This window comes from Paenibacillus oryzisoli (assembly GCF_050467285.1).
Lineage (GTDB): Bacteria > Bacillota > Bacilli > Paenibacillales > NBRC-103111 > Paenibacillus_E > Paenibacillus_E oryzisoli_A.
This window is the reverse complement of the sequence record NZ_JBCMUN010000007.1, coordinates 204,904-220,090: the sequence shown is the minus strand read 5'-3', so window position 1 is coordinate 220,090 and position 15,187 is coordinate 204,904. Positions and strand designations below refer to the sequence as shown.

Genomic DNA, 15,187 nt, shown 5'->3' with positions numbered 1-15,187 from the left:
CAAGAAACACCATTTCCGTCTTGAGTGAGAGGAATGGTTGCAGACTTTGCAAGTAATTTCGATATTGACGTTTGATCATAAAATCCGAACCTTTGATGGTTCGGATTTTTTATGCTATCTCTTCAAATGTTAAATGAGCATAGGGCATCTTTCTAAATCAAGCTCTTCATACCTCGCAGCCACTCAAAAAAACCATCATCGAAAAAGAGATCAGGGATGTAAGTCTGCGTATAGCTGCAGTTCGGACAAAGAAGAACCAGTCCTTGTTCAAGAACCTTAGGATATAGTTTCTCGTGCTTGCATTATTTCCACAAATCAGAGGATGCACGCCGCCTGCCTGCTGGTAATCTTGAATACGTTGTTTGACATCCTCTTGATTCATAGCGTTATTCCCCTTTATATATTAAACTTACCATTTTTTCTGGAGTGCTTATAATTATTCAACATGTATGTCATGAACAACACCATACATATCGACAATCTTATAATTTTGAAGAATCGAACTTAGCAATCGAGTCCGTATACACTTGCCGGAATTCCGTAGGCGTCATGCCGTAATATTTCTTAAAGTTCCGCAGGAAGCTTGAAAAATTGGCGTAGCCGGTTTGCAGCGCAATCTCGTTCAGTTTGAGAGGGGTTTCGAGTAGTAGGCTACTGGCGGCCTTCATGCGCATCTCGATCAGGTAATCGATGAAATTCATCGTCGTGTGTTCTTTAAACAGCTTGCTCAAATAATTGGGGGAGATGCCGAACAGATCCGCCATATAATTGACGGAGATATCGCTATTCACATAATGAACCGTCAAATAGGCTTGGATGGCCTCAATGAGATCGTTTGACTTCTTGCGGGTGCTCCGCTTTTCGATCAATGCCGTGATCAGCCCGTTCAACTGCCCGCCGAGCACGGCCTGCATCTCCTGCATCGTTTCACAATGCTGAAACCGATCAAGCACGGTGTCTTTATCCTCTTGAAACCTCTCGTCCAGACTCGAATCCGCCGCGATCCTAAGCGCCTTGAGCAGCACTTGAAGACAGAGCTGCACCATCATATCTTTGGTTAAATTCGTGGCCGCCACGTTGTCGAACAAAGCATCCAGCTTAAGGTTCGTCCGACCGGCATCCGCCTGCTTGATGGCCTCGAGCACCCCATCCACCGTCTCGAACACCTCCGTCATTTTGCCGCTATCCCACGAACCAGCCTGCTCCGAAGTGATGATTGCATTCGGGCCGGTCAAAATTTTATAAGCAACAAAAGCCACCGATTCCAGGTATGACGTTCGAATGTCCTTAAAACCGGGATAAGGGGAGCCTACCCCGATGCTGATTGTTTTTTTGAACAGATGCTCGGTATTGGTTCTCAATCTTTCCGCAAAGATCAACGCCAATCCCGCGTTATTTGCGGGACGGTCACAGGCGAAGCTCAGCAGGATGACCGCTTGATAATCGTTGATTTGAACGGCGGCCCCTTTCACGACATCCCCGTCATGGAGGGACCCGATCGATTCCTCGGCAACGTTGCACAGTGCGTAAAGATACAGATGCAAATCGCCGGAGCTCTGCACCGACCTGTGATCGAATTCGGCGGTGAGCGCGATATAGTTGGCTGGGTGCAGGCCGATCCCGACATGTTTCAGAAGAGGCTCGGCCGTTTCGAATTTCGTCCGTTTGCCTGTGAGCATCTCGAACATGATTTGCAGCTTCAAGGCCGGAAGGCTCTCGTGAAGCCGTCTCTCTGCATCCGAATAGCCGATGAACACCTGCTGGATTCTATTCTGAAGGTCGCTGTATGAAAACGAAGACGCGGTACGATGATTCCCGGGCACAGGGTGGCTGCGGCTGACGAGATCATCCAGTTTTGCGACGAAATTCTCGATCGGCACGAACCACTGCTTATTGACGAACCGGGTTACCGCGATCGCCAGCACCGCTAGCAGGCAGGCTGCGCCGATCAGGATATTGCGGATGATGAAGGACAACGTGCCGAGCTGCTGCCGGGACACGACATAGATCAGCGTCCAGCCGGTATAAGACGAATGGTTGTAGAATACCAGAATGCGTCCGTGATCGGTGTTATCGACGACATAACCCTGCCCTTGCTGGGCCAATATTTTCTCGCTGTAGCTCTTGTCGCGTATGCTCTGATGAATGAGCTCCGGATCCTTATGGGACATGATGGTTCCGTTCCGATCCACGAGGAAAACGTTGTAGCTGTCGTTGAATTGCAAATCCTCAAACATGCGGGAGATGCTTCTTTCGTTGATTCGGGTCACTGCGATTCCTTTGCTGTCAACGGTTCCGGCCGGGAATGGGTAAGAGCGAACCATTAGGAAATCGCTACCGATAGCCCCCCCATCGTTCCCGGGGGGCAGGGCTGTCCATTTGTCGAATTTGGCGACGGGGCCGCTGAACAACTGTACCCAGCTCATCTGGGGCGCATCCTTCAAGCTATAATAATCGGCTGGAGTAACGAGCTTCCCGCTGTTCTTGGCGTAGAGCATGACGGATTTCATATTGAAATTGGCTCCGAGAATGCTGCCGAGCCTGTCCTGCAAGGCGGAGATGCCCATCAGGGACTGCGGCGAGTTCGAAGCCGGGCTGTCAAAGAAGGAAAGGCTTTCGCTGCCCCGAAGAAAGGTAAGCATCGTCAGATCGATTTCCTGCAGCATACTGTCGACCCGCTTGCCGATCTGGCTGAGCACGTTCAGGTTGGAGCTGATCACCTGGCTTTCCAGGTGCCGGATGTAGCTGATATAGGAAATGGCGACAGTCGACAGTATGATGGTTACAATTAAAGCGATATTGATGAGTTGGAGCTTAACGGATATTTTTCTGTTCAATGCACATGCACTCCCCCGAATCCTACTCCAAAGCTCTTTTATTATATAGTCGGCCGGAGGGGGAGTCGAGTGTCACATTCCGTCATGAACTTGCGTTTTCTACAAAAACGCGGCGAATAGCGGCAAATCGAACCTGATCGTAGATTGTGCCACTTTCGTTGTCCGCGATCGATCAGCTATATTAGCCTTGTGATTGGAGGCGGCGACGGCCTGATACGAAGCATGGCAGCCTCGCCAATTAATCCGAACATAACAAAGACTAACAGGAGGTCAAACAAATGAAAGGTATCAAGGCAAAAAAAACCGGGATGGGCTTGCTGGCGCTTGTGCTTTGCGGAACGGCCGTTTTATCCGCCTGCAGCGAGCAGGCGGAGCCTTCGAAGGAGGGGGCAAGCGCACCGGCTACAAGCGGGGACAAATATGCGTCGCTCCCTAAAGAGATATCCGGCTCGATCTATGACAGGGGGCAGGTGGCCACCGGAGAAGGTAGTTATGAAGACAACCGTTGGACGAAGTACATCAATGACAATTCGGGCGTCAAGGTGAAGTGGGTGCCGATCCCCCGCAATCAGGAGGCGGACAAATTCAATGTGCTGATCGCCTCCGGGCAAGCGCCTGACATGCTGACCACGTTCAATCACGACTTCATCGTCCGCTGGGCGAATGAGGGTGCGATTCAGCCGCTTGACGCGTATATCGAGAAGTACAGCACGAGCTATAAGAAATATTTGAAGGAGCATCCGGAGTTGAAGCCTTATTTGACGCTGGATGACGGCAAGATGTATGCCATCGCCAGCATGAGGCCTACGCGCGCTAACACGGCCATCTTCATTCGGCAGGACTGGCTCGATAAGCTGGGATTGGCCATGCCTAAATCAGTGGATGACCTGCTTGCCGTAGCCAAGGCGTTCCGTGACAAAGATCCTGACGGGAATCAGGCAAACGATACGGTTCCGATGGCGATATCCACATCCTACAACGCGATAACGGACGACTGGTTTATGGCGCGCAGCGCGGAATGGTTCGTCGAGAATGGCAAGACTGTGCAAAGCTTCTTCATCGACAGGTACAAGGATGCACTTAATTTCCGTCAACTTGCCTACAAGGAAAGTCTAGTCGACAAGGAGTTCGCCACTGACAAAGAGTTTTCCCGTCAGAAGCAGCTGTGGACGACCGGGAGATCCGGCATCTTTTTCAGCAACATCAACATGGACAATACGATCAACGACTTGAAGAAGAATAATCCGAACGCGAAGATTGCGGTTGTACCTCCGCTTTCCACCAAGTACGGAACGAACGGTTATCAGCTTGAGGTGCCTAACCATCTATTGACAGCCTTCAATAAAGATATGAAAAACCCGAAGGCGGCGATCGAGTTCGTCGATTGGATGCTGGACAACGGCTGGAAGCCGCTGACTTACGGAACGGAGGGAGTCCACTATAAGCTGGAGAACCAGATTCCGGTTACGATCGATTCCGACAAGTGGAAGAAAGAAGTCAGCTACGCCGGAGAATATCGGGTTGTCCAGCAGGAGCAAATGACGCCGCAAACGTTGATTACGCAAGCGGGAACCGATCCGGTCGGCCTGGAATTCGCCAAACTCAAGGGAGACATCATCAACTATTCGAATACCGTCAAGTTCCGCAAGGATATTCCTTACGTCCCGTCCGTTGCGGAGTATTCGGCGATCTCCGGCCAATTCGAAGCCAAATGGAAAGAGATCATCACCCGAATGGCCATGACGGATAGCATAACCGCCGATGCGGCCGTTACAGAAATTCGCAAAGCCTGGGACAGCCTTGGAGGAGACGGCGTAACGGCGAAGGTTCAGGCTTGGTACGACGCCAATAAAGACAAGCTGAAGTAATTCGGCCAGGGAGAGTGGGGAGATCAAAATGGAGAAGACAATGGAGCGCCGTACGGTTCCCGGTGCCGTCCCTGCCGCAGCCGGCCCTATGCGAGGGAGCGGCGTCCTGCTAAAGACTTTGTACCGCGACCGGGTGCTCTACCTCTTTTTGTTGCCGGCCATGCTGTACTTTCTTTTGTTCAAGTTCGTAACGTTGTACGGAGAGGTTATCGCGTTTAAGGATTTTCGTCTGATCGCAGGGATTTGGGGGAGCGAATGGGTCGGGCTGGCGCACTTTCGCACGCTGTTCGCTAGTCACGACTTCTGGATGGTGCTGCGCAATACGCTGCTGCTCAACCTGTACAATCTCGTCTTCGCATTCCCCGCGCCGATCGTGCTCGCCCTGCTCCTCAATGAGGTGCGGGTGAATTGGTACAAACGCATGATCCAAAATATGCTCTACTTGCCATTCTTTATATCGTGGGTTGTACTTGCAGGCATCATCGTTTCCTTGCTGTCGCCCTCAACGGGCGTGGTCAACGTCGTGATCCGGTCGTTCGGGGGGGAGCCGATTTATTTCATGACCAGGCCCGAATGGTGGCCGGTTGCCTTCAGCGCGTCCACCGTCTGGCAAAGCGCGGGGTGGGGGACCATCATCTATATGGCAGCCATCTCCGCCATCGATCCGGGCCTATATGAAGCGGCGAAGATGGACGGGGCGGGCAAGCTGCGTCAAATCTGGCACATCACGATTCCGGGTATTCGGGGCACGATCGCGGTCCTTCTGGTTCTGCAGATGGGCAAGGTCATGGACGTCGGTTTCGAGCATGTGTACAATCTGCAGAATCCGGCCGTATTCAGCGTGGCGGACGTGATCAGCACCTATGTGTATCGAACCGGGCTCCAGAACGCGCAATACAGCATGGCCACCGCCGTCGGACTGTTTCAAGGAGTTATTGGATTGATCCTGGTGGTGCTTGTGAACAAAATCGTGAAGAAACTGGGAGAGGGCGGCTTATGGTAAAAAGACTTGCATACGCGCCTCTGTACGCGTTCCTGGCGATGTGCGCGTTCGTCACGCTGTTTCCGTTTCTAAATGTCATATCCATGTCGTTCAGCAGTAGCAGGGCGATCATCTCCGGGGAAGTGAAGCTGATCCCGGTGGAATTTAATGTGCTTGCCTACAAGCAGTTGTTATTGGACGGGCAATTGCTGAAGGCGATGGGGAATACGGTCGTCATCACCGTCATCGGAACTGCTCTCCAGATGCTCGCGACGACCCTCGCAGCCTACGCGCTGTCCAAAAAAAGGCTGAAGGGCAGGCGCCTGTTTACCTATATCGTGCTGTTCGGCATGCTGTTCGGCACAGGCTTGATTCCTTTGTTCTTGCTGGTCAAACAGCTGCATCTGCTCAACACGTTCTGGGCGATTTGGCTGCCTGGGCTGGTCAGCGCTTACAATTTGTTCGTCATGAAATCGTTCTTCGAAGGCTTGCCGGCAGAGCTGGAAGAGTCGGCGACAATGGACGGAGCGGGCGATCTCACCGTGTTTGCGAAGCTGGTTCTGCCCTTATCCAAGGGGATTCTGGCTGCCATCTCCCTGTTCTATGCGGTAGCGCTGTGGAACACCTACTCGAGCGCTTTATACTTTATTACCAAATCCCAGCTGCTGCCCGTCACGGTCAAGCTGTACCAGATGCTGCAGACGCCGATCGATTCCTTGCTTGGCGGCACGGACCCATCCCAGTACATTCAACCGGAGGGGCTTAAAGCGGCCGCGATCGTGATCACGGTAGGCCCGATTCTGTGTGTGTACCCGTTTCTGCAAAAATATTTCGTCAAGGGGGTGCTGCTGGGTTCCGTGAAGGGCTAACGCAGGACGAATTGGTCATGGGAGAACCGGGCGGGCGAGAAACCGTCCGCTCGTCTCTTCTGGCTGTGCAACAAACAACCGCCATTCTTAAATGGCGACCATTAGGAGGTTGAAGCAATGGGGAAGGCATCATCATGGAAAGCATGGAAAGCATGGAAAGCGTGGAAAGTCGGCTGCAGTCTGGCGCTGGCTTGGCTGCTCGGCATGGGAGGAGTCTTTCAATCGGCTGCACACGGGATGCAATTGGAAGCGTTATCAGATGGAGGTTCCGGCACATCAGTTACAGGTGCCACCTACCAAACCGTTACTCCGGTCATCACGGCATGGGATTCGTTCCAACACACCTTTGGCGGACATACCGCTATACCTGTCATTCACGCTGGAAATATCGCGATTGACGGGACATTGAATGAGTGGGGCTCCTATTCGGGGCTGCATCTGCCGGCGGCATCCGGGCAAGTCGTCATGAGCGGATGGACTGGAGAGGCCGATGTGTCCGCCGATGTTTATCTGGCGTACGATGATGATTTTTTTTATTGGGCGGCTCGGGTGAAGGATAATGTGCATACCCCCGTTGCCGACAGCACGATGTGGCGAGGGGATAGCATCCAGTTCGCCTTCAGTCCTGGCGGAATCTACGGGCCCGAATACGGGATCAACTACATGGATGGCACGGCCCATCTATGGCAGTTCAGCGAAGGGCAGGCCGTAGCTGGCAAGGATCAGATAACGGCGGCCGCGTCGCAGCAGGGGAATGAAACGGTCTACGAGGTCAAAATGCCGTGGATGACGATATCGACAGGAAAGCCGGCAAACGGCATTCTTCCTTTCACACTGCTGATCAATGACAATGACGGGGCAGGCCGGAAGGGTTGGATCGAGTGGACACCAGGCATCGGGAAGGCAAAAAGCCCAGACGATCACGCCCGCCTGCAGCTTATTCCGGCTGCTGAGCCATGGAGCTTCTGGGTGGAAGGTCCGGGCAAGACCGATACCATGATTGCAAACGATTACAAACTGTACGCAGTGAACTGGAAGAACACGCCCCAGACACTGGAACTTGCCTCGGAGGTACTCGGCGTTCAGCAGCAGGTCGTCATCCCCGGGCAGTCTGCTGCGGAGCTGACCCTGCCCTTTACGGCGACGGAGGCGAAGACGTATCAGCTTGATTTTACGATGACGGATGCCGTATCCGGCCAAACGAAGCAACAGAGCTTCCAAGTGGAGGCCAATTTGAGCGCACAAGCGGTTGGCGTGATCCTGGATAGTGTGAATGCGAAGCTTCCGCAGCTGGAGCAGCTGCTTCTGCAGAACGAAGCGCAGGGGCTGTCGACCGATTATGAACGGATCAACTACACGGTCATCAAGGATTTTATCCAGTACGGCAAAGATGATATTGCCAATGGCAGGCTAAGCCGAGCCCAATATGTAGCCTTTGAACTGCAGCGCTTGTACGACGAAGCGATGGCTAAGCTGCAGAGCTACTTGAGCGGGGCGCAAGCGCCACAAGCCGCTCCGCGATATGTCACCGGGCAGTCCGATATTTCCGGCTATTCCTTTCTGGGGAATACCAAGGTGAGAAGCACCGGAGCGACGGAGCGGAGGCCGATTTTCTTTACGGGCTACGGGCACTTCAATCAGGTCAGGAGCGATATTCCAAAGTTCCAGGACCTCGGCGCCAACATCATTCAGATTGAGATGGGTCCCCGCGACGTAATTGTTGACAATAAGGATTTCGTGAATCAATACGAGGTCGGCCGTTCGGGCGGCGTCACGGCATCGGTGAATCCGGTTAGCGGCGTCAGCCATTCGGGCGATTACTCGCTACGGATCGTGAACAGCAGTCCGTTCCAATCCAACGTTTATGTGAATGTTGGCCAGACCATTCCGGTAGAGCCCAATACGACCTACACGTTTAAAGTATGGGTCAAGGGCGAGAATGCCAAAAATGTCTGGTTTCCAGGAGGAGCGGGGTGGAAGCAGCGCAAATCATTCCCAAGCGGAACTTACAATTGGACGGAAGTCTCTTACACGTACACGACAGGAGCGGCCGAAACCTCTTACCGGTTGACGGTTCTTTCCGAGAATGCAGGGACGGTTTGGATCGACGATCTATCCGTTGTCAAAGCGGGGAGCGCGGTCAATCTCGTGCAGAATCCCGGTTTTGAAGAGCTGGGAGGCTATTCGGAGAATAAACCGTACATCGTATCGACGAAAAAAATCGACTCGGATATCCGACAGGTGCTTCAGCGCGCCGCAGATCACGATATTGCCGTCAACCTGCTTTTGTCACCGCACTATTTTCCTGCGTGGGCCTTGGATAAATGGCCCGAGCTGAAAACGACGAATAGCGGTGGCATCAAATTCTCGATCATGCAACCGATGGCACGGAGCATCGTCGAAGACTACCTGAGGGCGCTGATCCCGCAGATAAGAACGTATCCTTCGCTGCATAGCGTCACACTAAGCAACGAGCCGACCTATCAAGCCAATCAGGATCCCTATGCTGTTGGCGCGTGGCAGGATTACTTGAGCAGTATCTATAACGGGGATATCCAGTCGTTGAACCTGGTTTACAACAAAACTTACGGTTCATTCGCCGAGGTCATGATGCCGGCGCAAATCACGGCCACTCCTGCCGCTTACGACTACGTGCTGTTCAATCAGGACTATTTTGCCCGTTGGCATGAATGGATGGCCGGCATTATTCATGAACTTGCTCCGGAGCTGCCTATGCATGCGAAGATCATGGGCGATCCGCAAGGCAGCCTGTCCTGGGGAATCGACGTGGAACGGTTCTCCGGTTGGAGCCAGATCAACGGCAACGATAACTGGAACTATATCAATGAAGGACCCAAAGGGTTTATGGAGGAGCTCAGCTTTTACGATCTTCAGACTTCCTTCAAGCAAGCGCCGGTGTTCAATTCCGAGCATCATGTCATTGCAGACGGGGACAAATCGTACATTCCGGAGCAGGCCGACCATGTCCGTACCGACCTGTGGCAGAGCTCCATTCACGGCGAGAGCGCCACTACGTATTGGATCTGGGAACGCACCTACGATGCGGCATCAAGCCGGGAAGGCAGCATTCTTCACCGTCCGGATGTGGTTGCCGATATTGGCCGCACCAATCTTGACCTGAACCGGCTGGCGAAGGAAGTAACCGCCCTGCAGAATGAAAAGCCGCAAGTTGCCATTCTGTACTCGCTGGCATCGGGCGTGTTTACAAGCGATTATGCCAAGGTCAACTTGCGGGCTTATGAGGCCTTGTCCTACAGCGGGCGGAAGGCCGGCTACGTCTCGGAACGGCAGATCGCAAGCGGCGGCTTGAACGATTACAAGCTGCTGATCGTTCCGAATGCGGTTCGCGCAGATGCGTCTACGCTGCAAGGCATTCGGCAGTTCCAGGAACAGGGAGGGAAGGTACTTGTGATCGGCTCCGGCTCGCTGAAATATAGCCCTCATGGCGAAATGTTATCCACCACAGACCGAGACTATATTTTTGCCCATGCGGTTACGATCGCCTCAACCGACCGGACGGCCGAACAGATCCGTTTGGAACTCCTCCCCCTCTTGGAGAACGTCGATCCTGGCCGTATCGGACTGATCGATTCGGTTACCCAGCAGCCGGTTTATGGGGTTGAGTGGCGAAGCGTCGATTACGACGGAGCGCCCTTAGTGAACACAGTCAATTATGGTTCATCTTCCGTTACGGTATCCGCGGAACGGGACGGCATCCCGCTGACCGGATTTACGAATCTGATTACAGGGGAAACATTTGCGGGAACGAGCTTTGAGCTGCAGCCCCTGACGCCGTATCTCCTGCAGCTGCGGGATACGGAGCCCCCTGTCACAACGGCAGCCGTGCAGCCGGGGCAGCCGGACGGAGCGAATGGGTGGTACGTCCATCCGGTAACACTTCAATTATTGGCAGAGGACACGCAGTCCGGTATCTTGGGAAGTGAATATCGCATGAACGGGGATGGCGGCTGGCATTCGTATTCGGGACCGATCACGATCAATCAGGACGGCAGCTACGCCGTCAGCATCCGATCGACGGATCGGGCCGGAAATGCGGAGACGCCCCAGACGGTCGCTGTCAATCTGGATCAAACGGCGCCGTCGATTACGGTTACCTTGCCGAACGGTAATGCAACTTACGAAGGCTCGGGGGAGTTGACGCCACTGATCGAGGTGGACGATAACTTGTCCGGCGTGGAAGGTAGCGCGACTACCGTGACGTTGGACACATATGCATACGCAGTAGGAACGGCAATCCCGCTCTATACGTTGTCGCCCGGCATGCATACGATTGTTGTGTCAGCCGGGGACAAGGCCGGCAACATGGCGAGCGTCACGATCCAATTTGAGACGGTGACCGGCATTCCGACCCTCATGGCGATGGTGAACCGATTCGCCGGGAGCAAGGAGATTGATCAGCCCGGAATCGCCAACAGCCTGCAAGCCAAATTGAGAAACGGCAAGGTAAAGCCGTTTATTCAGGAAGTGGAGGCACAGCTCGGGAAGCATATCTCCGACGCGGCTGCGAGCTTCCTGCTCAGGGACGCCCGTTACCTGCTAGCCCGATTGGAATAAAGGAAAATAGCCCGCTCTCATCGATGACGATGGAGCGGGTTGTTTGATAAGTATACGTAACTAATTATTTTTGAAATTAAGAAGAGATCAGGGATGTAGGTGTCCAATTCCGGAATAGTTCGTTTCCCGGGACTCCTCTTTGATCATGCGCAACCGCTGCAATTGTACCTCGCTCATCCCCGTGCCATTATCAAGAATTTCGATATGCATATGGCTTCCATCGTACCCTTTGATCATCAGCAGACCGTACGCCTCGATCGTATCCAGGCCGTGTAAAATTGCGTTTTCCACGATTGGCTGCAAAATCAATTTGACCGTTAAGGAAGATTGCAGCGCTTCGGACACATCCCAAATTACGATGAATCGGTCCTTCGCTCTAATATTTTGAATGCGCAAGTATTGCTCCAGGTGATCTAATTCCTCTGACATGCGAACTAGACCACTTTTTTTGCTAATACTTCCTCTGAAATATTGCCCCAGCGCGGTTGTCATTTCAACGATTTCGTCGGCACCTTGCCTGAAAGCCATCCATTTAATCGATTCCAGCGTATTGTATAAAAAATGAGGGTTAATCTGCTGCTGCAGTGCGCCGATTTCATCTCGCCTTTTGTGATTCATCCGGGCTTCAAAGTTTCCGCCGTTCACATCATACATTAAGTCCTGTAGTATCTGCAGCGGCTTGCTGATTAGGCTCGCGATCAAGGTCGCCGTGAGCATAATCAAGATCTAGATCGGGGGCCAGGACCATGCTGATCGAGCGCTACGGCTTTGTAGGGGGAAATTTGACGATCGCCATGGTCAATCCCATGTTTACATTCCACGATACCCACGGCAAGCAAGTCATTCGTGGCGTTGCGGGCGAAGTGGTAGATCGCTTGGTGAAAATGACCTCATCCCCCGGACATGTCACGGATCTAACGTTTGATAATGCTTCTATGACCCCTTTTGACCCGGAGGGAATGAAACTCATCTTGCTTAATATGCTGGAGGAAGCGGGAGTCGAACTGCTCTTGCATTGCGCTTTCTCTGACGTGCTGGTGGAGAATGGCGGGATCACGACTGTACTGGTCGAGAGCAAAAGCGGCCGTCAGGCGATTTGCCCCAAGTATGTGATTGACTGCTCGGCGGATGCCGATGTCATAGCCCGTGCGGGTGCGCCGTTTGTGAAGGGGCGAGAAGCTGACGGAGCGATGCAGCCGGTAACCCTCTTTTATCGGATCGGGGGCATCGATATTCCGGGATTGAAAGCGTGGATGAAGGCGAACCGCCATTTGCTCAAGGATTCTCCTACGGATACAGAGATCGATGCACAAAGCGCGTTAGCGTTTCTGGGCATGAAAGAGATTATTAAAGATGCGATGGAAAAGGGAGAGTATCCGAAAGATGCAGCACCGCGCATTCTCATGTATGAGCTGCCAAGAGAAGGCCAATTCGCTGTGAACTGTACCCGACTGCAGGGCATTGACGGTACGGATGTGCGCGAATTGACGAGGGCTGAGATGGAGACGCGCCGTCAGGCCTGGGAGATTGCGAAATTTTTGAAAAACAGGGTAGGCGGGTTTGAACACTCGTATATTCTGGACACCGGCGTGCAAGTAGGCGTTCGGGAAACTCGGCATATCGTCGGCGATTATACGATGACCGAGGAGGATGTGCTGAACTGTCGCGCCTTCGAGGACGGTATTGCCTGCGGTACTTTCGCGATCGATATTCATCCACCGGAAGGCGAACAACAAGTATTTACCGGTTCAGGCAAAGCGGTATACGAAATTCCTTATCGCAGCTTGCTGCCGCAAAGGCTCGATAATGTGTGGGCGGCCGGACGCTGCATATCGGCAACGCATCACGCTTTCGGTTCTGTGCGCGTGATGGCTACCGCAATGGGCATCGGGCAAGGCGCAGGAACGGCAGCAGCGCTTGCCGCTGCAGATGGGGCAACCAATCGGCAGGTCAATGTGAGGCGAGTGCGTGAGGCGCTTTTGGCACAAGGGCAATACTTGCTGAATGAGGGAATGGATGACGCAGGGGATGAAGCGTTGAAACTTCACCGCATTGAGGGATCGGGGACCAGTGCTTCCCACCATAATCCGTTTACGATGAAATCATAGATGATCGACATGAAGGAGCTCGTCGCTAGACGGGCTCCTGGTTTTGCTGGATACGATCAGCGAGGTGCTTGGGGGGAAAAAGAAAAGACCACCCGCAGGTGATCGTTTTCTTCAGCCTTTGATGGAGCCGAGCAGCACTCCCTTGACAAAATATTTCTGCAGAAACGGATACAGGCACAGAATTGGCATGACGGTAATGATAATGGCCGCTGCCTTCATCCCTTCCGGGGGCACAAAGCTCAGATCGGAGCTGTCCAGAAGATTGGTGTCAGGGAGCTGAATCATCTGGTAGAGCTTTACGGTCAGAGGCATTTTGGAAGAATCCGTGATAAAGTACAGGGCCGGTGCATACACGTTCCACAGTCCCACCGCATAAAAGAGAGAGATGGCGGCGAGCACCGGCTTGGACAGTGGGAGCACAATCCGGGTGAAGATGGTCAGATCGCTGGCGCCGTCGATGGTGGCCGATTCCTCCAGCTCGCCGGGCAGTCCCTCGAAGGAGGATTTCATCACAAAAAGGTTGTAGGTACTGATCAGTCCCGGCAGCCAGATGGCCCAGAAGGTGTTCAGAATATGCAGGTTTTTCAGCAGCAGGAACATCGGGATCAACCCGCCCCCGAACATCATGGTGAACAAAATCAGCAGCAGCGCCGTACGCCGCCCTTTCAGCCGTGTTTTGGACAAGGCGTAGGCCGCCAACGTGGTGACCGTCATCTGCATGAGGGTCCCAACCACGGTGATGATGACGGAGTTCTTCATGGCGTTCATCAGCTGTCCATCCTTGAACAGGTTGGAGAAGGCGGTGGTGGTCCAGTTCACAGGCCAAAGGAAAACCTCACCGGACAGAATGGCCGTGCTGCTGCTGAGGGAGGTGGCCAACACATTCAATAGTGGAAAGGTGGTGGCGAAGGCGCACAGGATGAGTAAAAGTCCATTTAAGCCTCGTAGACATTTGGTTACCATAAGCCGCCCTCTCCCATCTTTTTGGTAATCTTGTTGACAGTAAGCATCAGGATCAAGGCAATGACCCCCTGGAACAGCCCTACTGCCGTGGAATAGCTATATTGGGCGGCCTGCAAGCCCATCCGGTATACGTAGGTGCTGATAACATCGGACACGCTGAATACCGCTTCGTTTTGCAGATTGTACACCTGCTCGAACCCGACGTCCGTCAGTTGCCCCATCTGGAGAATCAGCAGGATGGCAATGGTGGGCCGGATGCCTGGCAGGGTGACATGCCAAATCTGGCGGAGCTTGGAGGCGCCGTCGATTTTGGCGGCTTCATACAGCTGCGGATCAATGTTGGCCATAGCCGCCAGATACAGGATGGTTCCCCAGCCTGCGCTCTGCCAGATGGAGGAGAGGGTGAACACCACAGGCCACCAGCCCGCATGGGTCATGAAATAAATGGGTTCCATGCCACCCCCTTTTTCCAAAACGGTGTTGATAATCCCTGTGCTGGGGGACAAGACAGCCACAATGATGCCGCCCAGCACCACCCAGGAGATGAAGTGGGGCAGATACAGCAGGTTCTGGATAAGCCGTTTGAAGCCATTGAGCCGGACCTCATTGAGCATTAACGCCAAGAGGATGGGGGCCGGAAATACAAACAGGAGCTTGTAGACATTCAGCAGCATCGTATTGCGGAACACCTGCCAGAAATCCGGATTGGACAACAGGGCCCGAAAATGTTTCAGGCCCACCCAGGGACTGTTCCAGATACCCTTCATAATCTGGAAATCTTTGAAGGCGATCAGTTCCCCGTAAAGGGGGGTATACTTGAAAACCAGATAAAAGCTCAGCGCCGGCAGCAAGAACAGATACAGATATCGATCCCGCCGGAGATAATACAAGAGATGCTTCCTTTTCTTCACGGCCGGCATACTGCCACGGCCAACCGCTTCCATAGCCGCAAGCTCCTCCATCG

Annotated in this window: 8 protein-coding genes and 1 pseudogene; 5 read left to right on the top strand and 4 right to left on the bottom strand. The window is 53.3% G+C overall.

Annotated features, from left to right (window positions below; genetic code table 11):
• Nucleotides 1–482: 482 nt before the first annotated feature.
• Nucleotides 483–2,837 carry a helix-turn-helix domain-containing protein gene (locus ABE504_RS13475; RefSeq protein WP_430089081.1) on the bottom strand — a complete coding sequence of 785 codons (2,355 nt, stop codon included), beginning with the start codon at nucleotides 2,835–2,837 and terminating at the stop codon, nucleotides 483–485.
• Nucleotides 2,838–3,115: 278 nt separating this feature from the next.
• Between ABE504_RS13475 and ABE504_RS13470 the strand changes: the two genes are divergently transcribed.
• The 4 genes from ABE504_RS13470 to ABE504_RS13455 all read left to right on the top strand — a co-directional run bounded on the left by ABE504_RS13470 (nucleotide 3,116) and on the right by ABE504_RS13455 (nucleotide 11,152).
• Nucleotides 3,116–4,705 (top strand): extracellular solute-binding protein, encoded by a 1,590-nt coding sequence (locus ABE504_RS13470; protein WP_430089079.1) that lies wholly within the window; start codon nucleotides 3,116–3,118, stop codon nucleotides 4,703–4,705.
• A 28-nt stretch (nucleotides 4,706–4,733) separates the two neighbouring features.
• Nucleotides 4,734–5,708, top strand: a complete 975-nt coding sequence (locus ABE504_RS13465; protein ID WP_430089078.1) for an ABC transporter permease — start codon at nucleotides 4,734–4,736, stop codon at nucleotides 5,706–5,708.
• Nucleotides 5,702–6,556, top strand: coding sequence for a carbohydrate ABC transporter permease (locus ABE504_RS13460; RefSeq protein ID WP_430089075.1), 855 nt, complete (start codon nucleotides 5,702–5,704; stop codon nucleotides 6,554–6,556). Before ABE504_RS13465 ends, ABE504_RS13460 begins: the two co-directional genes overlap by 7 nt.
• 117 nt (nucleotides 6,557–6,673) lie before the next feature.
• Nucleotides 6,674–11,152: an OmpL47-type beta-barrel domain-containing protein gene (locus ABE504_RS13455; protein ID WP_430089072.1), complete on the top strand. Its 4,479-nt coding sequence runs from the start codon at nucleotides 6,674–6,676 to the stop codon at nucleotides 11,150–11,152.
• A gap of 87 nt (nucleotides 11,153–11,239) precedes the next feature.
• Here the strand turns inward: ABE504_RS13455 and ABE504_RS13450 are convergent, their stop codons facing one another.
• The gene (locus tag ABE504_RS13450) at nucleotides 11,240–11,869 is read right to left on the bottom strand and encodes a sensor histidine kinase (RefSeq protein ID WP_430089928.1); all 630 of its coding nucleotides are present in this window, start codon (nucleotides 11,867–11,869) and stop codon (nucleotides 11,240–11,242) included.
• 20 nt (nucleotides 11,870–11,889) lie between these two features.
• Between ABE504_RS13450 and ABE504_RS13445 the strand changes: the two are divergent.
• Nucleotides 11,890–13,260 (top strand): annotated as a pseudogene (locus tag ABE504_RS13445) (FAD-dependent oxidoreductase); the annotation flags it as partial.
• 111 nt (nucleotides 13,261–13,371) lie between these two features.
• Here the strand turns inward: ABE504_RS13445 and ABE504_RS13440 are convergent.
• Together ABE504_RS13440 and ABE504_RS13435 are read right to left on the bottom strand one after the other, a co-directional pair.
• Nucleotides 13,372–14,223 carry a carbohydrate ABC transporter permease gene (locus ABE504_RS13440; RefSeq protein ID WP_430089069.1) on the bottom strand — a complete coding sequence of 284 codons (852 nt, stop codon included), beginning with the start codon at nucleotides 14,221–14,223 and terminating at the stop codon, nucleotides 13,372–13,374.
• Nucleotides 14,217–15,185: an ABC transporter permease gene (locus tag ABE504_RS13435; protein ID WP_430089066.1), complete on the bottom strand. Its 969-nt coding sequence runs from the start codon at nucleotides 15,183–15,185 to the stop codon at nucleotides 14,217–14,219. The genes ABE504_RS13440 and ABE504_RS13435 overlap by 7 nt, the downstream gene beginning before the upstream one ends.
• Between the last annotated feature and the right edge of the window lie 2 nt (nucleotides 15,186–15,187).